This is a genomic window from Colwellia sp. MT41 (genome assembly GCF_001444365.1).
GTDB classification, from domain to species: Bacteria; Pseudomonadota; Gammaproteobacteria; order Enterobacterales; family Alteromonadaceae; genus Colwellia; species Colwellia marinimaniae.
The window spans coordinates 1,925,617-1,950,244 of record NZ_CP013145.1; the positions used below are offsets into that span (position 1 = coordinate 1,925,617).

Annotated in this window: 15 protein-coding genes; 13 read left to right on the forward strand and 2 right to left on the reverse strand. The window is 38.8% G+C overall.

Going from position 1 to position 24,628, the window contains the following annotated elements:
• The first annotated feature begins 33 nt into the window (after positions 1-33).
• The 10 genes from CMT41_RS08270 (at position 34) to CMT41_RS08315 (ending at position 17,627) form a co-directional block, all read left to right on the forward strand.
• Entirely contained in the window at positions 34-249 is a 216-nt protein-coding gene (locus CMT41_RS08270) for a DUF2835 family protein (protein ID WP_057180858.1), read from the forward strand.
• A 376-nt stretch (positions 250-625) separates the two neighbouring features.
• Positions 626-2,719: a DUF1302 domain-containing protein gene (locus CMT41_RS08275; RefSeq protein ID WP_058026992.1), complete on the forward strand. Its 2,094-nt coding sequence runs from the start codon at positions 626-628 to the stop codon at positions 2,717-2,719.
• 27 nt (positions 2,720-2,746) lie between these two features.
• On the forward strand, positions 2,747-4,108 hold the full coding sequence (locus tag CMT41_RS08280) for a DUF1329 domain-containing protein (RefSeq protein ID WP_058028179.1): 1,362 nt from the start codon (positions 2,747-2,749) through the stop codon (positions 4,106-4,108).
• 126 nt (positions 4,109-4,234) lie between these two features.
• The gene (locus CMT41_RS08285; protein WP_058026993.1) at positions 4,235-5,269 is read left to right on the forward strand and encodes a WD40/YVTN/BNR-like repeat-containing protein; all 1,035 of its coding nucleotides are present in this window, start codon (positions 4,235-4,237) and stop codon (positions 5,267-5,269) included.
• Positions 5,270-5,332: 63 nt separating this feature from the next.
• Complete coding sequence (locus CMT41_RS08290) at positions 5,333-7,651, forward strand: efflux RND transporter permease subunit (RefSeq protein ID WP_058026994.1); 2,319 nt, start codon at positions 5,333-5,335, stop codon at positions 7,649-7,651.
• Positions 7,652-8,154: 503 nt separating this feature from the next.
• On the forward strand, positions 8,155-13,032 hold the full coding sequence (locus CMT41_RS08295; RefSeq protein WP_058026995.1) for an NAD-glutamate dehydrogenase: 4,878 nt from the start codon (positions 8,155-8,157) through the stop codon (positions 13,030-13,032).
• Positions 13,033-13,150: 118 nt separating this feature from the next.
• Positions 13,151-14,161: a quinone-dependent dihydroorotate dehydrogenase gene (gene pyrD, locus CMT41_RS08300; protein ID WP_058026996.1), complete on the forward strand. Its 1,011-nt coding sequence runs from the start codon at positions 13,151-13,153 to the stop codon at positions 14,159-14,161.
• Between the two features lie 279 nt (positions 14,162-14,440).
• Positions 14,441-14,929 (forward strand): c-type cytochrome, encoded by a 489-nt coding sequence (locus CMT41_RS08305; RefSeq protein ID WP_231733007.1) that lies wholly within the window; start codon positions 14,441-14,443, stop codon positions 14,927-14,929.
• Between the two features lie 250 nt (positions 14,930-15,179).
• Entirely contained in the window at positions 15,180-15,659 is a 480-nt protein-coding gene (locus CMT41_RS08310) for a DUF3015 family protein (RefSeq protein ID WP_058026997.1), read from the forward strand.
• Between the two features lie 111 nt (positions 15,660-15,770).
• On the forward strand, positions 15,771-17,627 hold the full coding sequence (locus CMT41_RS08315; RefSeq protein WP_058026998.1) for an Lnb N-terminal periplasmic domain-containing protein: 1,857 nt from the start codon (positions 15,771-15,773) through the stop codon (positions 17,625-17,627).
• Positions 17,628-17,763: 136 nt separating this feature from the next.
• On the opposite strand, the gene CMT41_RS08320 is transcribed toward CMT41_RS08315, so the two are convergent.
• Complete coding sequence (locus tag CMT41_RS08320) at positions 17,764-18,450, reverse strand: cytochrome b/b6 domain-containing protein (RefSeq protein WP_057180866.1); 687 nt, start codon at positions 18,448-18,450, stop codon at positions 17,764-17,766.
• A 202-nt stretch (positions 18,451-18,652) separates the two neighbouring features.
• Here CMT41_RS08320 and CMT41_RS08325 point away from each other — a divergent pair, with 202 nt between their 5' ends.
• A complete protein-coding gene (locus tag CMT41_RS08325) occupies positions 18,653-20,335 on the forward strand; it encodes an amidohydrolase (protein WP_058026999.1) in 1,683 nt (560 codons plus the stop codon).
• Between the two features lie 100 nt (positions 20,336-20,435).
• On the opposite strand, the gene asnB is transcribed toward CMT41_RS08325, so the two are convergent.
• Positions 20,436-22,100 carry an asparagine synthase B gene (gene asnB / locus CMT41_RS08330; RefSeq protein WP_057180868.1) on the reverse strand — a complete coding sequence of 555 codons (1,665 nt, stop codon included), beginning with the start codon at positions 22,098-22,100 and terminating at the stop codon, positions 20,436-20,438.
• A gap of 963 nt (positions 22,101-23,063) precedes the next feature.
• On the opposite strand from asnB, the gene CMT41_RS08335 reads away from it, so the two are divergent.
• Complete coding sequence (locus tag CMT41_RS08335) at positions 23,064-23,303, forward strand: hypothetical protein (RefSeq protein ID WP_058027000.1); 240 nt, start codon at positions 23,064-23,066, stop codon at positions 23,301-23,303.
• Positions 23,304-23,364: 61 nt separating this feature from the next.
• Positions 23,365-24,237 carry a hypothetical protein gene (locus CMT41_RS08340; protein ID WP_058027001.1) on the forward strand — a complete coding sequence of 291 codons (873 nt, stop codon included), beginning with the start codon at positions 23,365-23,367 and terminating at the stop codon, positions 24,235-24,237.
• Positions 24,238-24,628: the final 391 nt, after the last annotated feature.

The following is a 24,628-nucleotide window of genomic DNA, read 5'->3' on the forward strand; positions in this document are numbered from 1 at the left end:
GGTGAGTGCGTTACTGCTATATAGTATAAAGATATGAAATATTACTTCTCACTCAATTTATCCACAAGTGAATTCCTGCCTTATTATCAAGGCACTGTGCAAAATGTCGTGGTGACTACGACCCAAGGTATTAAAGTCCAATTCCCTGCCATGCACCTACGAAAGTACCTTAGTGCCACTGGTATCAAAGGTGACTTTTGTCTACAAACGCAACAAAACAAGTTTTTAGCCTTAACTAAAGTTAAATAAACGCACTTAAACATCCTTTAATAGAGTAAACACTTGAAACAGTGGTCAGACCATTCCTTGTTTGTTTATAAGCCATGAAGATAAACAAAATATCGTTATTTCATGAACTTATAAAACAAACAGGGATTTGTATTGTTTTGTTTTTAAACGCTAGTTTTAAACGCGGTATTAAAACCCTAAGGGCTATCAATGCAAGTCCTTAAATTATAGCGCTTTAACTCTAACCTTTACGCTTGCTACCTAAGTCAAATGATGTAATTATTGTTACCGTTAGATAAACAATAAAACAAAAACTAACTTTTGATTACATTTATAAAGATGAAATTTCACTGATATTTTATCTTTAGCATGATGTTCGAAACAGGGGAGAGAATAGATGAAACACAAGCTTCAACATGGCTTTGCCAAAAAACCTTTAGCTGTAGGTGTTGCTGCTGCGCTTTCGATATCATTGTTAACCTCAGTGGTTAATAATGCTGAAGCAGCAAGATTTGAGTTGGGTGATGTAGAGATCAGTTTTGATTCTACCTTTAGCATTGGCTCAAGCTGGCGCACCGAAAATAGAAACTGGAATGACAATGTAGGTAAGTCTAACAATGCCAATAATGGCCTTGATTTCAGTAATTATAATATATTCTCTCCGGCGATACCGAAAGAGGATATTTGGGCACAAGGTGCTGGCGGTTACTCCACTAATGGTGACGCGGGCAACTTGAACTACAATGCTGGTGAAAGTTTCTCTCAAATATTTAAAGGTGTGCATGAATTAGACATTCACTATCAAAATGTCGGTATTTTTCTTCGTGGTATGTATTTTTATGATTATGCCATGATGGATGGGGATAGAGCTTCATCTAATTCGCTTACTGGTAATGTATTTGACCCCTGTCGTGACAGCGAAGCTAAAAAGCAGGTCTGTAAAGATGTTCGCTTACTCGATGCTTATATATACGGCGACTTCGAAATAGGTGAAATGCCTTTTTCAGTACGCTTAGGTGATCAAGTGATCAGCTGGGGTGAAAGTACCCTTATTTCTCATGGTATTAGTGAGATAAATCCCGTTGATATTGCTCGTTTACGTGCACCCGGTGCTGAGTTAAAAGAAGCCTTTATTCCGGTTGGTTCCTTATGGGGCTCGCTAGGGGTTACCGATAACTTCAATATTGAAGCCTTTTATCAGTACACTTGGGAAAAAACCATACTACCACCGCCAGGTAGTTATTTTTCTACCAATGATTTTGCCGGTGATGGTGGTCAATATAATAATGTCCAGTTAGGTTTCGGCGGTAATCCTGATATGAATTTAGATTACCTCATGGTAGGTCTAAATGAAATTGGCGCTGCGCTTAGAGCAAAACAGATTTCACCCGAGCAAGCGGGGGCCATGTATGCAGCTTATGCGGGCAACATTACGTTAAGAGCACCTGGCTCAAAAGCGGAAAATGAACCCGATGGCGGTGGCCAATATGGTTTGCGCTTATCTTGGTTTGTCCCTGAGCTAAATGACACCGAATTTAGTTTGTATCATGTTAATTATCATAGTCGCCGCCCAATTTTCTCTGGCATCACGGCAGACTTTAGCCCGGAAACAATTGCTGGTGATATTGGTATGCTAGCAAGCACAATAATCACGGAAGATAACTACACCGATTTAAACACCTTCTCTCGTGTTGAACTGGATTATCCAGAAGACATTAAAATGTATGCGTTAAGTTTTAATACTACCGTAGGCACTACTGCGGTTGCTGGTGAAGTGACCTATCGTCAAGACGAGCCGTTGCAAATTGATGATGTAGAATTGCTATTTGCCGCTGTGCCACAGCAGCTTTATAATTCAGGCAATCCAGCATATGACTCTTTAGACAATGTCTCGCAAATGAAGAGAGTTGATGGCTCAAACTATGGTCCAGGTGAAACGGCGCAAGGCTACATTTTATCCGATACGGTGCAAGCACAAGTGACCCTAACCCATTTGTTTGGCCCTACCATTGGTGCCAGTCAGTTAGTTGGTCTAATTGAAGTGGGCGGCATTAATATTAATGATATGCCTGATCAAAGTACATTGCGCTTAAATGGCCCCGGTACCGGGCGTAGTGGCGGTATTACGGATAGTGACGGTAATCTGTCTGGTCTTAATATGGTTTTACAAGGCGGTGTTGAGAGTAATCCTTTCCCAACTGAGTTTGCTTGGGGTTATCGTGCCGTTGCCAAACTGGACTACACCAATGTTATTGCTGGTATCAATATTTCACCACGAGTAGTATTTGCTCACGATGTCAAAGGTATCACGCCCGACCCACTGTTTATGTTTATTGAAGGCAGAAAATCGTTGTCTTTGGGCTTAACCTTTGATTACCAAAGTCGTTGGTCAGCCGATTTAAACTACAACAGTTTCTTCGGTGGTGTCGGCACTACCAATAAGATGGAAGATCGCGATTATGTATCTTTCAGCGTCAAATATTCAATCTAATTTAAGGCAGAAATCATGAGAAATAACATGAATAAAGTCACAATATTATCATTGACCATCGCCATGGTCTTATCCACAGGTGCTTTAGCAAAAATACCTAGCGAGCAAGCGGCAAAGTTATCAGCGGAATTAACGCCAATGGGCGCAATACGTGCAGGGAATAAAGACGGTTCAATTCCTGAGTGGACGGGGGGCATTACTAAAGCTCCGGCGGGATATACCGTTGGTGATCATCACCTTGACCCATATCCTAATGACAAAATAGAGTTTACCATTACCGCCGGTAATCTTGATAAATACAAAACATTGTTAACACCAGGTCAAATTAAATTATTTGAAACTTATCCTGATACTTATAAGATGAATATTTATCAAACACATCGTAGTGCCTCTTACCCTGAACATGTATATCAAGCGGTTAGAAAAAATGCCACACGTTCAGAATTAGTTGAAAATGGTAATGGCATCAAACAAGCGGCAGTGGGCATTCCATTTCCTGTGCCAGCTAATGGCCTAGAAGCAATTTGGAACCATACCTTACGCTACCGTGGTGAAAATGTTACTCGTCAAGCGGGCCAAGCTTCGCCAACTGCATCAGGTAGTTATACGTATGTGGGTTTAAAAGAAACGTTATTATTACCATATAATGTTAAAGGTGCTTCTCCCGAGGAGCTGCAAAAAACGAATATTTTGTTTAAATTTAAGCAGAAAGTAACAGAGCCTGCTCGCTTAGCTGGTACGGCACTATTAGTACATGAAACCATGGACCAAGTGAAAACACCTCGACAAGCTTGGACTTATAATACTGGTCAACGCCGTGTTCGTCGTGCACCAAATGTTGCTTATGATGCGCCAGGTACAGCGTCAGATGGTTTAAGAACCACAGATGATTTTGACATGTATAACGGGGCACCAAATCGTTATAACTGGACCTTAAAAGGTAAGCAAGAATTATACATTCCTTATAATGACTATCGACTGCATAGTGATAAAGTTAAATATGATGATATTTTACAGGCGGGCCATATCAACCCAGACCTAGTGCGATATGAAAAACATCGTGTCTGGGTAGTTGAAGCTAACCTTAAAGACAATACTCGTCATATCTACAAGAAACGTGTCTTTTATATCGATGAAGATAGCTGGCAAGTGGTGGTAACGGATATTTATGACAACCGTGATGAGCTGTATCGTGTAGGTGTTTCTCATACCATCAATTATTATGAAGTACCAACACTTTGGTCGACTCTTGATGTCTTTCACGATATTCAATCACGCCGTTATATAGCTTTAGGTTTAGACAACGAAGAGAAAATGTATGATTTCTCGACCAAGCTTAAAGAGCGAGACTTTACTCCCGCCGCGCTAAGACGCGAAGGTCGGAGATAATCAGTAACAAGGAAACGGCTGACAAATGTTAGCCGTTTTTTTTAGTACTATATTTAGTGCTTGATATGGTATTAGTTAAGTTTTGCATTGTTTTTATTTTAAGAAAAATCAAAAAAAGAGTTTTTTATGCGTTTACTAGTTGCTTTTGCAGTTATTTTTATTAGTTCCCTTTTCCCCGTATGTGCTGATGACACCTCGGCAACGTTTGCTAGCTTAGCACCAGCAACTGAATCTGCTTTAGCAAGTAAATCACTATTATTAGACATTGCGCCTATTGGCGCAAACAAACTGGTTGCCGTAGGCCAGCATGGACATATCTTACTGTCTATGGATGGGATTAATTGGCAGCAAGCCAATGTTCCGGTACAGGCAACGTTAACCAGTGTCTATTTTTTAAATGAGCAGTTAGGCTGGGCTGTTGGTCATGATGCCACGATTCTACATAGTCAAGATGGTGGCCTTAACTGGCAAGTTCAACAATATTTGCCGGCCCTTGAAAAACCCTTGCTAGATATTTATTTTAAGAATGCACAGCAGGGGTTAGCTGTTGGTGCCTATGGACAATTTTTTCGCAGTAATGATGGTGGCACGACGTGGCAGAGTGAGTTTCATCAGGAATTTTTATTAGCAGATGATGTCGATTACCTTAAGGAACTTAAAGCCGAAGATGAAGAGGCATATCTCGATGAAATATCCTTCATTTTACCGCATTTCAATGGCTTAGTGCAGGATGGCCGGACTTTATTCCTATTAGGGGAGGCAGGCTTACTGGCTAAAAGTAATGATTTTGGCCTGACTTGGCAACAATTTGATAGCTTTTATCAGGGCTCATTTTTTTCTATGGGCAGAACTAAGCAGGGTAATATTTTAGTCGCTGGTCTACGAGGGCATGTTTTTCGTAGTTTAAATAATGGTCTGCAATGGCAAGAAATTGCTACTAATACCACGGCATTACTCAATGATATTGTCTTTACCGATGATGAACGTATTTTTGTGCTTGGCAATAATGGCATGTTACTTATTAGTAGCGATGATGGGGAAAGTTTTCATCAAAGACCGCAACAAGACGGTAAAACCTTAATTTCAGGTGTCTGGTTCAAGGGGAAATTGGTGGCGGTATCAGATGTTGGCATTAAGGTTCTGGATTTACCTAAACAGTAACAAACACACACATATAAACAAATTTAATCATTAAAATATAATAAAGTTCGGAATGATATCACTATGAAAATTTCTCTGGCTAGTCGTCTTGAAATAGGCCTATTTCGTCATAAACTCTTGGTGCTAATGCTCTTCGTAATCACCAGCGCATTTTTTATTTTTCAAGCAACACAAATTAGGCTCGACGCTTCGTTTACCAAAAATATACCGTTAAATCATAGCTACATGAAAACCTATTTAAAACATAGGGCGAATTTTGGTGGCGCAAATAATATCCTTATTTCTGTCTGTGATAGTGGTGGTGATATTTTTAATGCTGACTTCTTTAATGCGTTAAAAGGCGTTCATGACAAATTATTCTTTATTCCTGGTGTTGATAGGATCCAAGTAAAGTCGCTATTTTCACCTAATACCCGTTTTGTTGAGGTGGTTGAAGATGGTTTTGCTGGCGGACCAGTTATTCCTGCGGATTTTCAAGCAACTGCCCAAGGCCTAGCTATCGTAAAGGGCAATATTGAAAAAGCAGGTATAGTCGGCAGTATTGTTGCTGATGACTACAGTTGTGCCATGGTTAAGGCGGCTTTATTAGACATTAACCCTGATACCGGAGATAAATTAGATATTCTAGAAATCGCCGAACAGCTGGAACAGCAAATTCGTCAAGAGTTTGAGCACGACAATATAACGATACACATTATTGGCTTTGCTAAAATGGTCGGCGATGTTGCCCAAGGCGCGAAAGGGGTGGTGTTATTCTTTGCCCTTGCCATCGCCATTACTGCGGTGATGGTCTACCTTTTTTGTCATTCAATTCGTTTAACTATTCTACCTATCATGTGTTCATTAGTAGCTGTTGTCTGGCAACTGGGCATGTTATCGACGCTGGGTTTTGGCCTCGACCCTATGTCGATATTGATCCCCTTCTTGGTGTTTGCTATTGGCGTTAGTCATGGTGTACAGATGATAAACTCTGTCGTTAAAAAGGTCGCCATAGGGCTAACACCCGCATCCGCGGCGCAAGCAAGTTTTCGAGTCTTATTGATCCCAGGGGGGGTTGCCTTACTCTCAGATACCGTCGGTTTTTTAACCTTACTATCCATTGATATTGGCATTATTAAAGAGTTGGCTATCACCGCTTCGATTGGTGTGGCGATGATCATTTTGACCAATCTTATTCTCTTGCCGATATTACTATCTTATACCAAAATAAAAACACCGCCAAAAGCCGAGCAGTCAACTGAAGAAAATGTAGTTTGGTCTTTCATGGCGAGCTTTGCCACTAAAGGTCCTGCCACCGTGATATTGGTCCTTACCAGCATTTTATTTGCGGTAGGCTTTTATCAAGGGCAGGATTTGAAAATTGGTGAGTTACATGCAGGAGCTCCTGCGTTACACGAATCTTCACGTTATAATCAAGATACTTTCTTAATCACTGACAGGTATGCCATCAGTGTCGATTATATGTCGGTTATTATTGAAACAACTGAAAATGCCTGTACCGACTACGATATCATGGCGACAATAGATAGATTCCAATGGCATATGGAAAACGTTGCCGGTGTACAATCTGCGGTTAGCTTATCGTCTATCTCTAAATTGGTGAATGCCGGCTATAACGAGGGTAATCCCAAATGGCGAGTTATTCCTCGTAATCAACACACCCTAGTACAGTCTATTGCCCGTGTCCCTTCGTCTAGTGGCTTGTTAAATAATGATTGTAGTGTTATGCCAGTTATCTTGTTCTTAGAAGATCACAAAGCACAGACCATCAATACTGTTATTGCTGCGGTGAACGCAGCGGCAAAAGAATTGGGCAGTGAACAGGTACAATTTAAGTTGGCTTCTGGCCCCGTTGGCGTGATGGCAGCAACCAATGAAGCCGTTGCCGAAGCACAATTGCCTATGATGCTTTATGTTTATGGTGCGGTGATTTCGTTATGTTTACTGAGCTTTAGAAGTATTAGAGCAACATTAGTGGTGGTATTGCCTTTATTTGTGGTCTCTACCTTAGCTCAGTGGTTAATGACAGTACTTGATATCGGTTTAACGGTATCCACTCTGCCGGTTATTGCCTTGGGGGTTGGTATTGGTGTTGATTATGGTATTTATATACTCTCCACCATGAGCACTAAGCTTAACGAAGGCTTCAATGTCCATGATGCTTACCTTGCGGCTTTAAAAGAACGAGGCAGTGCGGTACTTATCACGGGTTTAACGTTAGCGATAGGTGTTTCAACCTGGTTTTTCTCTGATTTGAAATTTCAAGTTGATATGGGCATATTATTAACCTTTATGTTCTTGGTTAATATGTTAGCCGCTATTATTATTTTACCGGCACTGTCAGCCTTCTTATGGGCAAATAAAAATATTGATAAAAACTAGGCTTTTGCGCAACCCTAAATTACCCCAGGTGATTTAGCGCAATGATAGTAGCTGACTGAAGGCTAAAATAAGGGCATTTTTATTTTAATACTCAGTTCAGCTAACCCTAAGCACTTAATTAAATACCAACGGGTATAATTAAGTGCTTTTTTTTTGCTAAATTTAAACAACTTTCACTTAAAGATATTGCATAAATAAACAATAAAAAAGCCATTTAGTCAGTATCTATTTATCATAACTGCATAAACATAGCTAACGGTAAACTAAAGGACTCCTTTACTCATCCACCTCTTTAAAATTAAGCCAATAAAATACAAAATAACACTCGCAATAGCCTAAGTTTATTCATAAAATCCACTGCATAGTCTATTCTGATAGACAAAATATAAATAAAAAAGATTAAGGTTTATGCTTCTAACATCTTTAGTTAAAAGTAAGAGACTGTGTCAAAACAAAAAATCAATTATTTCAAGCTTTCTTTTTAAAAGGAAAAGGAAACATTCATGGCGTTAGTAAACGGTTCACCCTCGGTTATTCTTAGCAATGTAGCAAAACTTATTCAGCAAAAAGTAGATGAAAATACTGCTCCCTTAGTTGAGAAATTTGCCCATTTACTTTATGGCAATATGTCATCATTAGATCTTGATCACCGTAATGAAAGTGATATGTATGGTGCGGCGCTTAGCTTGTGGAGTTCACTTAATGAGCATAAAGATAATGCACCTGTTATCCATGTGTTTAATCCTTCGGTAAGCAAAAATGGCTGGAAATCTAGCCATACGATTATAGAAGTTATTATTCAGGATATGCCGTTTTTAGTGGACTCTATTCGTATAGCATTAAACCGTTTAGGCTTATCTCCACACCTGATGCTAAATGCACCATTAAAAATAATTCGCGATAAAAATTTAGAAGTGATTGAATTAGCTCCTATTATCGATAACCAATTAGTAGCAAGCTCGGAAGAAACTATATTTTTAATTGAAATTGATCGTCAAACGACCGATGAAGAGTTAAGTAGTATTAAAAATACCCTGCTTTCTGTCGTTGAAGATATCCGCTTAACTGTCAGTGATTGGCAGCCAATGTTATCTTGTTTAAAAAAGGTCATTGATGATGTTAGCAAAGCCAAGTTACCGGGCACTAAAGCGGATAAAGAAGACACCTTAAGTTTTCTAAACTGGCTCGCGGCGAATAATTTCACCTTAATGGGCTATCGATCATATGATGTAAAAGCGGTCAAGGGCGATATTTCCTTAGAGGCCAATGTTGAATCAAGCCTTGGTTTAATGAAAAACTCGCCAGGAAATAAGTCACGTTTAGTGTCGAGTTTAAGTGCCACAGGCCGAGAAGTAGCACTTGGACCAAACCACCTAATTTTAACTAAAACCAATTCAAACTCACGTGTGCATCGTCCGGCGCAACTTGATTACATCGGTATTAAACGGTTTGACGATAAGGGCGTTGTTATTGGTGAAGAACGTTTTATTGGGCTTTTTGGCTCTGCGTATTACACCAACAGTGCGCTAGACCTACCGCTTATTAGCTCTAAAGTCATGGACGTTTGTAAATCGTCACCTTTTGCCAAGGGTACTCATAATTACAAAACGCTCATTAATATTTTAGAAACTTATCCAAGGGATGAAATATTACAGTCGTCGGTAGCCGAGCTACTACACAATGTAACCGGTATTTTGCAGATGCAGGAACGTGATTACACTGGTTTGTTTGTGCGTCGTGATGCCTTTGACCGTTTCTATTCCTGTATGGTTTATGTACCAAGAGAGCGTTACAACACCAAATTACGTATCGAAACACAAAACTTACTTAAAGAAGTATTTAATAGTGATGAAGATGTTGAATTTACCACTTTCTTCTCAGAATCAGTTCATGCTAGAACCCATTATATTGTTCGAGTCAACTCCACTAAAGCAGATATAGACGTGAAAGAAATTGAAAAGAATTTAAACGAAGCCGCTCGTAATTGGGACGACAAATTAATGAGTGCTTTAGGTGCTAACCGCGGTGAATCAGCGGCGAAAGCACTTGGCCGTAAATATATTAAATTTCCACAAGCTTATAAAGATGAAGTATTACCCGGCTCTGCCATTGTAGATATTGAAAAGCTAGAAAATATTACTAACGAAAAAGATTTAGAAATGCTTTTTTATCAACCACTGGAAGAGAAGACGGGTAGCCGTTTTGTTAAATTAAAATTATTCCATAAAGGCGAGCCTATTCACTTAAGTGATGTGTTGCCAATGCTGGAAAATTTTGGTCTTCGTGTTATTGGTGAAAGACCTTATGCAATCAAAGCCTCTGATGGCGAAACCTACTGGATATTAGATTTTTCCATGTACCTAACCGGTGAAGGTAAGTTTGATGTCTATAAAGTTAGGACCCTTTTCCAAGATGCTTTTGTCAAAGTCTGGCATGGTGATTTAGAAGATGATGGCTTTAACCGCCTTATTTTAGGTGCGGGTATTGAAGGTCGTGCCGTTTCTATTTTACGGGCCTTTGCTAAATATGAACGGCAAATTGGTGGTCGTTTTAGCCAGAGTTATATTGAAAATACCTTTTCTCGCTACCCTGAAATTGCGCAATTACTGATTGATTTATTCAGCTTACGTTTCGATCCTAAAAGCAAGGCAACTGAGAGCGCGAAAGAAAAAGCAAACAATAAGCTATTAGCCGAAATTGAGAGTTCACTCGATAACGTTGCCAACTTAGACGATGACCGTATTATTCGCCGTTTTGTCGAAATGATTACGGCGACTATTCGTACTAACTACTTCCAAGCAGACCCGATTAAAGGTGATAAATCCTACATTTCATTTAAAATCCTTCCCGGTAAAATCAGTGAAATGCCTCAGCCAGTACCAAAATTTGAAATTTTTGTCTATTCACCACAAATTGAAGGTGTACATTTACGTGGTGGTAAAGTTGCTCGTGGTGGCTTACGTTGGTCGGATAGAAGTGAAGATTTCCGCACCGAAGTGCTTGGTTTAGTTAAAGCGCAGCAAGTTAAAAATACCATTATTGTCCCGGTAGGTGCTAAAGGTGGCTTTGTTTGTAAACAGTTACCTGATGGCACACGTGAAGAAATTTTTGAAGCGGGTAAAGAATGTTACCGTACTTTTATTCGCGCCTTGCTAGATATTACTGATAATATTGTTGCCGGTGAAGTTGTACCGCCAAAAGATGTGGTACGTTTAGATGGTGATGACGCATACCTCGTGGTAGCAGCTGATAAAGGTACGGCGACTTTCTCAGATATTGCCAACGCCATCGCTGAGGAATACAATTTCTGGTTAGGTGATGCTTTTGCTTCAGGTGGTAGTGTTGGCTACGATCATAAAGCCATGGGTATTACCGCTAAAGGTGCTTGGGAGTCAGTTAAACGTCATTTCAGAGAAATGGATATTGATTGTCAAACTACAGATTTTACCTGTATTGCCATTGGTGATATGGCGGGTGATGTGTTTGGTAATGGTATGTTATTGTCAAAACATATTCGCTTACAAGCTGCGTTTAACCACATGCATATCTTTATTGACCCAAATCCTGAAGCCGCGAGTTCCTTTGTTGAGCGTGAACGTTTATTTAATTTACCTGGTTGTACTTGGGACGATTACAATAAAGAACTTATTTCCCAAGGTGGTGGTATTTTCAGTCGCCATGTGAAATCAATCAAGCTAACGCCTGAAATTAAGAAAATGATCGGCACGCAAAAACAAAGCATGGCACCCACTGACTTGATGCAAGCCCTTTTATCTATGAAGGTAGACCTACTTTGGAATGGTGGTATAGGAACCTATGTTAAAGCGACTAAAGAAACACATTTAGAAGTAGGTGACCGAGCTAACGATACCTTACGTATTAACGGTGTCGATCTTCAGGCCAAGGTGGTCGGTGAGGGCGGTAATTTAGGTTTCACCCAATTAGGCCGTATTGAATATGCTGCCAATGGTGGCCGTATTAATACCGATGCGGTTGATAATGCCGGTGGTGTTGATTGCTCGGATAATGAAGTAAACATTAAGATATTACTCAATACCTTAGTTCAAAATGGTGATTTAACCATTAAGCAACGTAATAAGCTACTTCATGATATGACTGAAGAAGTAGGTAATATTGTTATTGAGGATTGTTATCGCCAAACTCACTCATTGTCTATCACGGCAATGCGTGGTGCTAGCCAACTAAAAGAGCAAGTTCGCTTTATTCATGAGCTGGAAAGAGCGGGCAAACTAAATCGCGCGCTAGAGTTTATTCCTGATGACGAAGAAATTGCTGATAGATTAGCACAAGGTAAAGGTTTAACCCGTCCTGAACTTTCAGTCTTGCTTGCCTACAGTAAAATGGTTCTTAAAGATGATTTAGTGCATGTGGAAATTACTGAGAACCCTTACCACAACAGTTTATTGATTGAAGCTTTCCCTAAGCAGTTACGTGAACTCTATCAAGATGAAATGCAACAGCATCCATTGCGTGCACAAATTATAGCAACCAAACTTGCCAACAAAATTGGTAATGATATGGGCTTTAACTTTGTCAATCGTATGCAAGAAGAAACCGGTGCTAGTATTGCCGAGATTGCTAATTGTTATACCATCGCCAGTGCAGTCTTTGAGTTAGATGACTTTTGGCAGAAAATTGAAGTTTTAAATAATCAAATATCTACGGCTATTCAAACTGAAATGTTGTTTCAATACCGCAGAACGGTACGTCGAGTAACTCGTTGGTTCTTGCGTCATCGTAACAAGTCGCTGTCAATTGCTGAATCCATTGCCTTGTATCAACCTACATTTACCATTATGTCAGAAAAACTTTTTAGTTTTATGATCAGTGATGAAGTTGAATCCATAGCAAGGGTTGCTAGTGATCTAGTTGATGCGGGTGTACCTAAAGTGGTTGCTACTCGTATTTCTCAGTTAAGCACTCTATTCTCGACCATGGATATTGCAGAAATTGCTCAGGAAAATAACTGTACGGTTGAGCATGCCGCAATTTTATACTTCGCACTAGGTGCACGTTTAGAGTTACATTGGTTCTTAGATCAAATTACTCGCCAACCCGTGGCAAATCACTGGCAAGCACTTGCTCGTTCTTCCTTTAGAGAAGAATTAGATTGGCAGCAACGTTCACTAACTTCAGTGGTATTACGTTGCCAATGTGATGCCCAGTTTACTGATTTAGATCAGTTGCTTACTGAGTGGATTGACGTTAATGAGCAACCTTTGGGACGCTGGAAACATATTTTAGCTGATTTTAAAGTAGGCCAGTCGCACGATTTTGCTAAATTCTCAGTAGCATTGCGTGAATTAATGTTATTGAGCCTTAATTGCCAACCGGTTTCAGCGAAAGAAAATCTAAAATAACCGTGCACTAAGTTTATTTTGCTCAAACAGAGCTAGCATATTGTAATGCTCGCTTTAACTGATAAAATCCTCGCCCAGCGGGGATTTTTTATTTTAATAATTTACAAGCCGAGGCACTATGTTTTATCCAGCCATTCGTAAAGTACTTTTTCAGTTTGACGCTGAAACCATCCATGAGTTGACTATAAAAGGCTTAAAAAGCACGGGAAAATCACCTTTAAATATTTTTTATAAGCAACAAGTAGCAGATAAACCGGTAACCGTTATGGGGATAAAATTTCCTAATCCCCTTGGTTTAGCGGCCGGTCTTGATAAAAATGGTGAGTGTATTAATGCTTTCGCTGCTATGGGCTTTGGTTTTATTGAAGTAGGCACAGTAACACCTCGTCCACAGCCGGGTAATGATAAACCACGTATCTTTAGATTACCTCAAGCCAACGCGATTATTAATCGTATGGGCTTTAACAATAAAGGTGTTGATTACCTAGTATCACAAGTACAAGCGGCTAATTTTAAAGGTGTTTTAGGCATCAATATTGGTAAAAATAAAGATACCCCAGAAGAAAATGCGAAAGATGACTACCTTTACTGCATGCGTAAGGTTTATGACTTAGCGACTTATATTACCGTGAATATATCATCGCCTAATACCCCAGGTTTGCGCTCGCTACAATACGGTGATGCATTGAATGATTTATTGATAGTTTTGAAGGCTGAGCAGAAAATACTTGCTGATAAATACGGTAAATATATCCCGCTTACGGTTAAAATCGCGCCAGACTTATCTGAAGATGAAGTCAAATCTATCGCTAAATCATTAATTGATAACGGTATTGATGGCGTGATTGCTACTAATACTACCTTATCTCGTGAAGGTGTTGAAGGTCTTGAATTTGGCGGCGAACAAGGTGGCTTAAGCGGTCAACCGGTGAAAGATAAAAGTACTCAGGTGATCAAGATATTAAGTGAAGCGCTTGATAATAAATTACCCATTATTGGTGTTGGCGGCATAGCATCGAGTGACGATGCCAATGAAAAATTAGCCGCTGGCGCAAGTTTAGTGCAAGTGTACACTGGCTTTATTTATCAAGGACCGCCGTTAGTTAAAGATATAATTAATGGTTTGTAAGTGATAAAAAATAAAGTGGCACTTTGTAGTATTTAACTTTTTGTTTTTGTTACAAAATGCCGCTTGCTGTCAAGTGAGATTAAGCTACACTAGCCGAGTAAAGTCTTTAAATAACATGCCTATGTACATGGTTCAGGATCGTCATCCCCGTGGTGTCTTAATCGGGGATCCAGCTTCTAAAAGCAATGGATCTTCGATCAGAGACTTCGAAGATGACGTTTACAACGACGTCCTGAGCTAACTACATAGCCATGTTAAATAATCATTATTAAGAGAGATATGATGTCGATAAATGTCCTGAAAAAAAGTTTATTAGCTATTACCGTGGCAACGAGTTTAGTAGCTGCTACTGCCGTTGTGGCGCAACCAGCCAGCTCTGAAAAACATGCAATCAAAGCAACTGAGTTACGTCAATCAGTGTTCAAATTACTGGGTAGTAATATGGGTACGTTAGGCGCTATGGCGAAGGGTAAAATCCCCCTTGATGCCGTTGTTGTTGAAAAAAACGCCACTCGCATACAGCAACTATCCTTGATGATTGCCGATTATACCCGTACTGATACCTCGAAGTTTAACGTTAAAACAGAGGCATTAGCCAAAGTTTGGCAAGAAAATGATCACTTCAATAAAGATATCGAAAAATTAACCTTAGCTTCCACTACGTTAATTGCCGCGGCAAAATCTAACGATGAAAGTGCCATTAAAAAAGCGATTGGCGGTGTTGGTAAAACTTGCGGCGGTTGTCATAATGACTTTAAGAAAGATTAATTGATAGAGTTCTCTGCCCAGCTCATTTTTTAAAAGCCCTTGCCAGTTGCAAGGGCTTTTTTGTGGCACTTAATAAATCAGTAAGTAACTATTTAACGGTTAAAAGTCTAATAAGGCTTTACTCGCACTAGGCTGAATTTCTCCAGTAATTAATGACTTAAACGCTAGAATTAATAAAATTTATGTATTAAACTTGTTTGGCTTAATTTTAACAATAAGTAACATTTAACAAAAAATACAGGGATTTATCATGAAAAAGTTATTAATAGCCGCAACATTATTAGTATCAACTTCTGCACTTGCAGATGCACCGGGTAGCCAATCTTGTGGTTGGGGTAACATGCTTTTCGCGGGTCAATCTGGTACTCCTAGCCATGTGTTAGCTGCGACAACTAATAATTCAACAGGTAACAATACTTTTGGTATGACATTCGGTACTAACGGCTGTTCAACTAAAGGTACATTGACTTACGGTGGTAAGGAAATGATTGATGTTAGCATGATTATGGATGAGTTCAGTGAAGACGTTGCTCGTGGTGATGGTGAAGCATTAACCGCCGTTGCTGTTTCTTTAGGTGTATCAGAGGCTGACCGTGCTTTATTTAAGTCGACGCTACATAACAACTTCAATACATTATTCCCTTCAGAAAATGCAACTACTGAGCATGTTGTTAGCTCAATGTTCACCTTGATGAAAAATAACGAAATTTTAGCTAAATACACTGTTTAGTATTTAACTTTTTTCGAAGACAAAAGGCTGCTTTAAGTAGCCTTTTTTAATTAGTGAATTTATATCTTCAGTCTTCATTTAACGCCAGCACATTCTTAGCAAGAAAACTCTATGAACTTTAAAGCATCGCTATTATTACCCTTATTTTTTTTATTGGCTGTGAAAGCTAATGCACAGCAGCCAAATAATATTACTCAATTGGCGCAAACAGAGCAGTGGCAAGCATTATTACATATCAATACGCAAACAGAGGGTAGTGATATTGAAAGCTATGTTGATGACGCTAGTTTCTTTTTAGCGAACGATGGCGCAACAAATCCGATAAATGAATTATTAGCGACGATTTCTGCTTTGAAAAATCAAAGCGAAACTCAATGTAAATTTCCGGCCAGAACCCTGTTTTTATTAGAAAATATTCAAGGGCTTGCCCAAGAAGTTAAACCCTTTGTTTGTCAGGAGTATCTAGACTGGCGAAAAAAACTCAATACCACGAGTGTAGTGTTGGTCTTTGCCTCAGCACAATTAAATAGTCCCTCCTCTATGTATGGTCACACTTTTTTTCGCTTTGACCCTGAAAATGTTGAGCAAAATTCTACTTACCTTTCTTATGCCTTGAACTTCGGCGCGACAGTACCTGCAGGTGATGGCGGTTTTTTATATGCGGCCAGAGGGTTAACCGGTGGTTACCCAGGTAAATTTGCCGCTAACCCCTACTTTGAAAAAATCAAAGAGTATAACCGCTTGGAAAATCGTGATTTATGGGAATATAAATTAAATTTAAAGCCCGATGAAATTGATGCAATGTTAGCCCATATTTGGGAGTTACAAGGCATTAGCTTTGAATATTATTTCTTTGATGAAAACTGCTCCTTTCGTTTGCTTGAATTACTTGATGTTGCTCGGCCCGGTTTATACCTAGCGAATAATTTTCCGGTTACCGCTATGCCACTAGATACGGTAAGGGTAGTACAAGAAGCTGATTTAATAGCGGATACTCATTACCGACCGTCAATTTTAACTGAGCTAAAAGCGCAATTAGCTATGTTAAGTGATGATGAAAATGCCTTGGCACTGGCTTTATCTAAAGATATTGAGCTATTAAATAAAGACGAATTTATCAGTTTAACAATTAAGCAGCAACAACTCATTGTTGATAGTGCTTATCGGTATTTACGTTATCAAAATACATTTAATGGCCGTGCTAAAGCCACCACGCGTCGAAGCTTTTTACTATTGAGGCGCTTAAGCGAAAATCCAAGCAAGCTAACTATCACCATTGAACAACCAGTGCGCCCTGATCTTGGCCATAAAACGTCGATGCTGGCTGTTAGCTTTGGTCAAAACCTAGACCAAGGCTTTGTCGAATTTAAATACCGAGGCAGTTATCATGACTTACTTGACCCTATTGGCGGTTATTACCAAGGTATGTCATTAAATATGGTTAATGTCATGATCCGAGCCTATCAAGGGGGTAAGGTTAAACTCGAAAAAGCGGAGTTACTTGATATCGTCTCTTTATCAGCAAGGAATAATTATTTTTCACCTTGGTCATGGAAAGCTAATATAAGCGTAGAGCAACAATGGACAGTTGATAAGGAAGTATTAGTCACTCAAGGCTCAGGAGGCGGCGGTGTTAGTTACCAAGTACTTGACAATACCCATGTTTTTGGCTTTGTCACCGGACGATTAGAGTTTAATCGTAAGCTGGATAGTTTTGCCGCCGTTGCACCGGGAGTACATGTTGGCTTGTTACATTATTGGCCAAAAAGCACGGTAATGATTGACGCCGAGCATTATCAATTTTTATTTGATCAAAGCCAACGTAGTCGGTTCAGTTTGCAACACAGTATGCAACTTAGTAATAAGGATAGCTTGAGGATTTCCGCTGACTTTCACCGTGTCGAAGGTAAGGACCATGCCCGTAATAGTTTTCAAGAATTCAAAGTGGAATATCGCCATTATTTCTAGTGCTTGTTAATGGTTGGCGCTCTATTGCTATTATAAAATTGAGTTAAGCCAAGGGTATAAAAACACAAAAAGGTTAGCCAAGTGGCTAACCTTTTCATATCAACACTGCTGTATAGCGATAGCTTGTAACAAGCATTTAATAGTAAAATTCTTCTAGTACCGGTGCATTGATGATAACAAGCCAATAAACAAAACCAAGACAAAAAATGGCAACAATGCCACCGAGAATAAGCTTCGAATGTGGAATAGCATCAATAGCGTTTACTTGCTTAGCGGATTTTTTTCCGGTGATCATAGGCAATACTAAATTTTGTTTTTTTATGCACCAATAGTAAGTAATGGCCCCAAGGTGCAAAGCAATGGCGGCAATCATAAAGTCAAAGGTGTTGTGATGTAAAAAAAACATTATTTTCTCTAAATCATTACCAATACTGCCGTAGTATGGCCCGGAGGAAAAAATATCATCATTGATAAATAAGCCGCTAACGGCTTGTAAAGTGATTAATACAATCATCAATACCACCATCAAGGCACCTAAGGGATTATGACCAGGGGTATTTTTACTCTCCTTTGCCGGGTGTAAATAGTGAATAAGCGTCTTGGGCGAGGGGATAAACTGAGCAAAGCGTGCATGTTTTGGCCCGATAATGCCCCAGAGAATGCGAAATGCGATTAAAGCTAAGGCAACGAAACCCAATTGCATATGTAGTTCAATCATTTCCCCTTCTTGCTCCGAGGTATACCAAGACGCTAGGATGGTTATGGCAAAGCTCCAATGAAAAATGCGCAAGGGTAAATCCCAAATAAGATGTTTTTCTGTCACGTAATCGCCTTTAATTGCCCGAGTGAATAGTCATTGATGGCGCTATTTTACCCTAAGTTACTAGGTAATGTTAAGCCGCTAAATGTTACAAAATCATCATTTTTTTTGTGTTTAGTTTTGATATTTATTTTTTGTCTGTTATTGAGGCATGTTAAAGTGTACTTATTAGGGCTCAACTTAACAAAATAACCATATAAATATCATGAAGAAACTTCAAATTATTAGTGTCATTAGTGCCATTACATCACTGTTAATCGCTACGCCCCTTATGGCGCAGACAACGATAATAAAAAATGTCAATGGTTACACTCTCAGTGGTGAGACCTTAATAAAATTTTCTGCTATATCGTTCACTAACGACACCATCAATAAAACATATCAACCAGGTGAAACTATTGATATAGCGAATGATGTGGAGGTTATTGATGGTCATGGTCAAACGATGCTGCCAGGATTAATTGACGCACATGGCCACGTTCTTGGTTATGGGCACAGTTTACTGCGGGTTGACTTGGTTAATAGCGCATCAGAAGCCGATGCCGTTAACCGGACAATAGTTTATGCCAAAGATAATCCTTCCCAGCACTGGGTGCTTGGTCGAGGCTGGAATCAGGTGCAATGGCTTAATAATAGTTACCCCAGTGCTAAAAGTTTAGATAAGGCTTTTCCTGACAAACCTGTATGGCTCAAACGAGTTGATGGTCATGCTGGTTGGGCAAACTCTAAAGCTATGGCCTTAGCGGGGATCACTGCAGCGAGCAAAGCCCCCGCTGGCGGGGAGATAATAAGAGATGAACATGGCCAGCCTACTGGGGTGTTTATTGATAATGCTATGGAGTTAATCACCGTGAGCATTGCCCCACCATCACGTAGTGAAGATAAGTTAGCTTTAACCAAAGCAATGCATTCATTGGCAAGTTTGGGATTAACCAGTGTTCATGACGCCGGCATAGATCAAAATAATATTAACTTATATAAAGAGCTAGCCAGTGAAAATAATATGACCATTCGTATTAATGGCATGTTGTATTTACCCAGCGAAAACTGGCAGCAACAATTAGCACAGGGCCCTTTTAAAACTCACGATGACATGTTTATTTTTAACAGTGTAAAAATTCAAGCAGATGGTGCTTTAGGCAGTAGGGGAGCCTCATTAATTAACGATTATAGCGATCACGCGGGTTATAAGGGCTTGTTATTACATGATAAAGAAACCTTACAACACTATATTGATTTTGCTATGAATGCTGGTTTTCAAGTGAACACCCATGCTATTGGTGATAATGCCAATAAATTGATATTGGATCTGTATCAGCAAGCCATTGCTAAAAGTAACACTAAGTCATTACGGCATAGAATAGAGCACGCACAAGTACTGCGCTTAGTTGATATCCCTCGCTTTTCCTCACTCAATGTTATTGCCTCAATGCAAGCGACACATGCCACTAGTGATAAAAACATGGCAGTTACTCGTCTTGGCGAACAACGGATTTTAGGTGCCTATGCATGGCGAAAGTTGCTTGATAGTAATGCTGTTATTGCTGCTGGCTCAGATTTCCCGGTAGAGTCGCCCAATCCATTTTATGGTTTACATGCGGCCATTACTAGGCAAGATCACAACAACTCACCCCAAGGCGGTTGGTATGGTGATCAAAAGATGACACCAGTTGAAGCGTTTAGAAGTTTTACTCTAGATGCCGCTTATGCAGCTCATCAAGAAAAGCTAATAGGCAGCTTAGAGGCCGGTAAAAAAGCCGATTTCATTCTGCTTAGCGATGATATATTTACTATGCCAGCAAGCCAAATATGGCAAAGTCAGGTGTTACAAACCTGGGTAGCAGGTAAAAAGGTTTTTTCTTTAGCCGAGCCATCCGTAGCTAAATAGCATCTGCTGAATAGGCTCGATAAAAAATACAAAAGCCGATATTAGCTAATATCGGCTTTTTATGATCTTGCTCGTTAAACAAGCGCGTTACCAACGGTTATTAATAACTTTCGTTATGTACACTTAATACCGCACGACCGGATGGATCAGCATTATTTCGAAAGCTTTCATCCCAAGCTAGCGCTTCTTCGGTACTACAAGCAACAGATTTACCACCCATTACACATTCAGCAGCCGTAACTAACGGGAACTTTTCTTCAAAAATTGTACGGTAGTAATAACCTTCTTTGTTATCAGGGGTATTTATCGGGAATCTAATGTGAGCATTTTCAAGCTGTTGCTCGGTAACCAGTGTTTCAACATGGGCTTTTAAACCGTCAATCCACGAATAACCAACACCATCAGAAAACTGCTCTTTTTGACGCCATAAAATTTCTTTCGGTAAATAACCTTCAAAAGACTCACGTAAAATAGCTTTTTCCATTTTACCGTTACCACATAACTTATCTTCAGGGTTGATGCGCATAGCAACATCCATAAAGTGTTTATCTAAGAAGGGTACACGTGCCTCAATACCCCAAGCCGACATAGACTTGTTAGCACGTAGACAATCAAACTTATGTAAGCGGTCAAGTTTACGAATTAACTCTTCATGAAAGGCTTGTGCATTTGGTGCTTTATGGAAATATAAGTAACCACCAAATAGTTCATCCGCGCCTTCACCCGAAAGCACCATTTTAATGCCCATGGCTTTAATCTTACGTGCCATTAAGTACATCGGCGTAGAAGCACGAATTGTGGTGACATCGTAAGTTTCTAAGTGATAAATAACTTCTTTAAGGGCATCAATACCTTCTTGCTCGGTAAAAATAATGCTGTGGTGGGTAGTACCAATATCATCAGCAACGGTTTGCGCGGCAATCAAATCAGGAGAGTCCGCTAAACCACAAGCAAAGGAGTGAACTTTTGGCCACCATGCCTCGCTTAAATCATTATCTTCGATTCTACGGGCGGCAAATTTTTTGGTAATGGCTGCGATTAAGGAAGAGTCTAAACCACCAGACAATAATACCCCGTAAGGTACATCTGTCATTAAGTGACTCTTAACAGACTCTTCCAAGGCTTCACGAATTTTAGTGGTGCTGGTGGTATTGTCTTTTATTGCACCATATTCTTGCCAGTTACGTTTATAATATTGTTGTAATTTACCCACACGGCTATCTAAGATATGGCCAGGAGGAAATTCAGAGACTGTTTTACAAATAGGCATTAACGCTTTCATTTCTGAAGCGACATAAAAGTTACCTTCGCTATCATAACCGGTATAAAGTGGAATAATACCAATATGATCACGGGCGATTAGGTAAGAATTGTCTTTTTCGTTATATAAAATAAAGGCGAACATACCTTGTAGTTTATCAATAAAATCAACACCAAACTCTTCATAAAGTGGCAAGATGACTTCACAATCAGACGCCGTTTGAAAGGTGTAATCTACATTTAATTCATTGGCTAAGGCTTTATGGTTATATATTTCACCATTTACCGCCAAAACATTGCTTTTATCCTTGTTATATAACGGTTGAGCGCCATGCTCAGTATCAACAATAGATAAACGCTCATGTACTAAGATAGCATGGTCGTTGCTGTAAATTCCTGACCAATCAGGACCACGGTGACGTAAAAGACGAGAATATTCTAACGCTTGAGGACGAAGTGCTGCTGCACCTGTTTTTATATCTAATATACCAAAGATCGAACACATTGAAGCGCTACTCCTTTATTAATATTGTTATGTAAACTAATTATATTGACTCTTTAAGTCACATAATTAGTTTGAGCCGAATTGTAAGTCAGGTTTTTTTGTAAGAGGGTAACCTGACCATACCTCTGCTAGTTATCTATCTCTCAATGAATCATTAAAAGTGAGAATAAACAAGCACATTCACTTTGACAGCTTTCATCGAAAGATCAATATCAAATAATAAAGTTTTTACACTAAAGGTAATAAGCATAGCAATGTTAGTGACGGTATTGGTTTACCCATGGGCAATGAGCTTTAATGCCATGATGTTTCCTCATATTCATTAGGCTATATAAACTATGCTGGCATTAGGGAACTATTTCAGTAGGTAATTATGTGTGACTGCGCATAATGTTTGAGACTAGCACTCACCAAATGAGATTGAGTCTTAAGGGTCACTTTTACCACAAAGCGGTCTTAATTTGATGCTCAAAATCAGCCTGTCTAATGACAACTTTGATACGAAACCGGACGTTAGCCTTGGCTTATCTAACGACAAGTGATCCGACTAAGCAGACATTAGGATTAAGAGTTTTATTAGTGGTTTATTGCACTAAAATTAAATAGATCAGCCTCCATTCTTACAGTCGTCAAAGCCAATGTAGCAGTCGTTCAGTGTTCACAAAAACTAATCTTTTATTAGAGTGAATAGCTCAACTTTAAACACCTTAATAGTCTCTCATATTTTTACATGTTGAAATAATGACAGGCACTATTAAATGATAAGTTTATCTTGAAAAATTATTGAAAATCAATGTTGTAGGCAATGTTATTGTATACTACAGTAATTAGCTTTGTATTTAGAATAAATACGTTTTAGTTTTCTAAAGCTTATTTAACGGTAGTTGTCACCATTTTCATTCTGAAATATGATGAAAGTAAGATTTTCTTTATAAACAAGCTTTAAAACATGGAGATTCAATTATGAAGTTAAAAGAAGCAAGGTTAGACGATAAAAATGATGGTACACATAATATAGTAACAATAGCCTCCTCATTTGATGTTGAAATATTAAAAGAAAAAGGTCTAACATTGGCTCGATCAGATCATAATTCTGCTACCGCCTCATGGGTAGATGATAAAAGTGTTATTACGAACATTTTAAATAATAAGGCCAGGTGCTTTATGTTGTTACCGAATGACTCATTTTTATTTATCGAATAATTATGCATCGGTATTTTAACTACAAACTGTGTTATTACTATTGCCAAAAAGAGAAGTAATTGTGAAGAAATATACCCTAAAAGTTATCTTAATTATTGGATCTTTATTCTTTTTATTATCAGCAAATTCAGCAGAGATATATTACAAAAAAACAACACAGGTACATGATATTTTTATTGACGGAAAAATTGAAAAAGGGGATTACGATAAGTTTTTAAAAATACTTAACGATATTTTTGATATTACCAATGAGGAGTTTTTAGGGTTAAAAAGTCGTAAAGGCTTTGATGAATGGAAAGATAAATTTGAATTAGGTAATCTACATGGTTTAGCACGAATAACGGTCAACTTAAATTCGATAGGTGGGGATGTTATTGAAGCAGTAAAAATAGGAAAAACCGCTAGAGACATGTTGTTGGAAACAAGTACAGGCAATGCTTTTATAGATAATGAAGATAATTTTAAATATCAAAAATGCTGGAGTGCATGTTTTTTTATATGGGTATCGGGCATTGAACGTACAGCGTTTTCTGAAAAAGGTATCACGTTAGGGATTCATCGTTTACGTTTCTCACATGACTCTTATAAAAAATTAACGTCCGAGCAAGCCCAACTGAAATATAAAGAGATGCAAAAAAACGCTAAATCAATATTGAGAGAAATGGACGTTCCAGATAAATTCTATAATAAAATGTTTAATACTTCATCAAATGAAATGTACTACTTAAGTGGAACAGAAAGGCAAGAGTTATGGGGGATAACGCCATATTTTGAAGAATTAATAAATTCTAAATGTCGTGAATTTTCTGAAACGGAAATCAAGCGTTGTAAAAGAGTTAACGTCGGAAAGGAGAGGTGGGAACGAATGAGTAAATATTTTTCTGTTAAAAAGAATATTAAACCGAAATTTGATCTTAGTAAATACTACGATTAATTCATAATGTGACATCACATTAAAAGTGAAGTTGTAGCGTTTTACACAATTTTAGAAATTTACAAAGGATGGTGATTACAAAGTCTGATGGGAGATGTTCTGGTGTCTACAGTGGACAAGGGAGATAGCTACTGTTACCAATGAATCGGCTTTGTTTTAAGCTCTTAGGTTATGACCGCTTATGGCTAGCAGTTGACCTTACGAACAACCGATAGCTAACTTCCGCTAAGCGCACAAAGTGATCCTAAATATTGCTGACTGAGTCTTAGATATTATGATTAAAAACGCGTTTTTCATATAAATGAATTTGACGGATGCCTTTTAAAAACAAACTATCGTAAATGAGGTTAATGTCAATAATTCTAAGGGGGCACAGTGAACGTTATAGCAA

Bases quoted from the DNA above. Each gene is read 5' to 3' on its own strand.
- CMT41_RS08270 (WP_057180858.1), top strand. From the start codon at position 34: ATGAAATATTACTTCTCACTCAATTTATCCACAAGTGAATTCCTGCCT.
- CMT41_RS08275 (WP_058026992.1), top strand. From the start codon at position 626: ATGAAACACAAGCTTCAACATGGCTTTGCCAAAAAACCTTTAGCTGTA.
- CMT41_RS08280 (WP_058028179.1), top strand. From the start codon at position 2,747: ATGAATAAAGTCACAATATTATCATTGACCATCGCCATGGTCTTATCC.
- CMT41_RS08285 (WP_058026993.1), top strand. From the start codon at position 4,235: ATGCGTTTACTAGTTGCTTTTGCAGTTATTTTTATTAGTTCCCTTTTC.
- CMT41_RS08290 (WP_058026994.1), top strand. From the start codon at position 5,333: ATGAAAATTTCTCTGGCTAGTCGTCTTGAAATAGGCCTATTTCGTCAT.
- CMT41_RS08295 (WP_058026995.1), top strand. From the start codon at position 8,155: ATGGCGTTAGTAAACGGTTCACCCTCGGTTATTCTTAGCAATGTAGCA.
- pyrD (WP_058026996.1), top strand. From the start codon at position 13,151: ATGTTTTATCCAGCCATTCGTAAAGTACTTTTTCAGTTTGACGCTGAA.
- CMT41_RS08305 (WP_231733007.1), top strand. From the start codon at position 14,441: ATGATGTCGATAAATGTCCTGAAAAAAAGTTTATTAGCTATTACCGTG.
- CMT41_RS08310 (WP_058026997.1), top strand. From the start codon at position 15,180: ATGAAAAAGTTATTAATAGCCGCAACATTATTAGTATCAACTTCTGCA.
- CMT41_RS08315 (WP_058026998.1), top strand. From the start codon at position 15,771: ATGAACTTTAAAGCATCGCTATTATTACCCTTATTTTTTTTATTGGCT.
- CMT41_RS08325 (WP_058026999.1), top strand. From the start codon at position 18,653: ATGAAGAAACTTCAAATTATTAGTGTCATTAGTGCCATTACATCACTG.
- asnB (WP_057180868.1), bottom strand. From the start codon at position 22,100: ATGTGTTCGATCTTTGGTATATTAGATATAAAAACAGGTGCAGCAGCA.
- CMT41_RS08335 (WP_058027000.1), top strand. From the start codon at position 23,064: ATGAAGTTAAAAGAAGCAAGGTTAGACGATAAAAATGATGGTACACAT.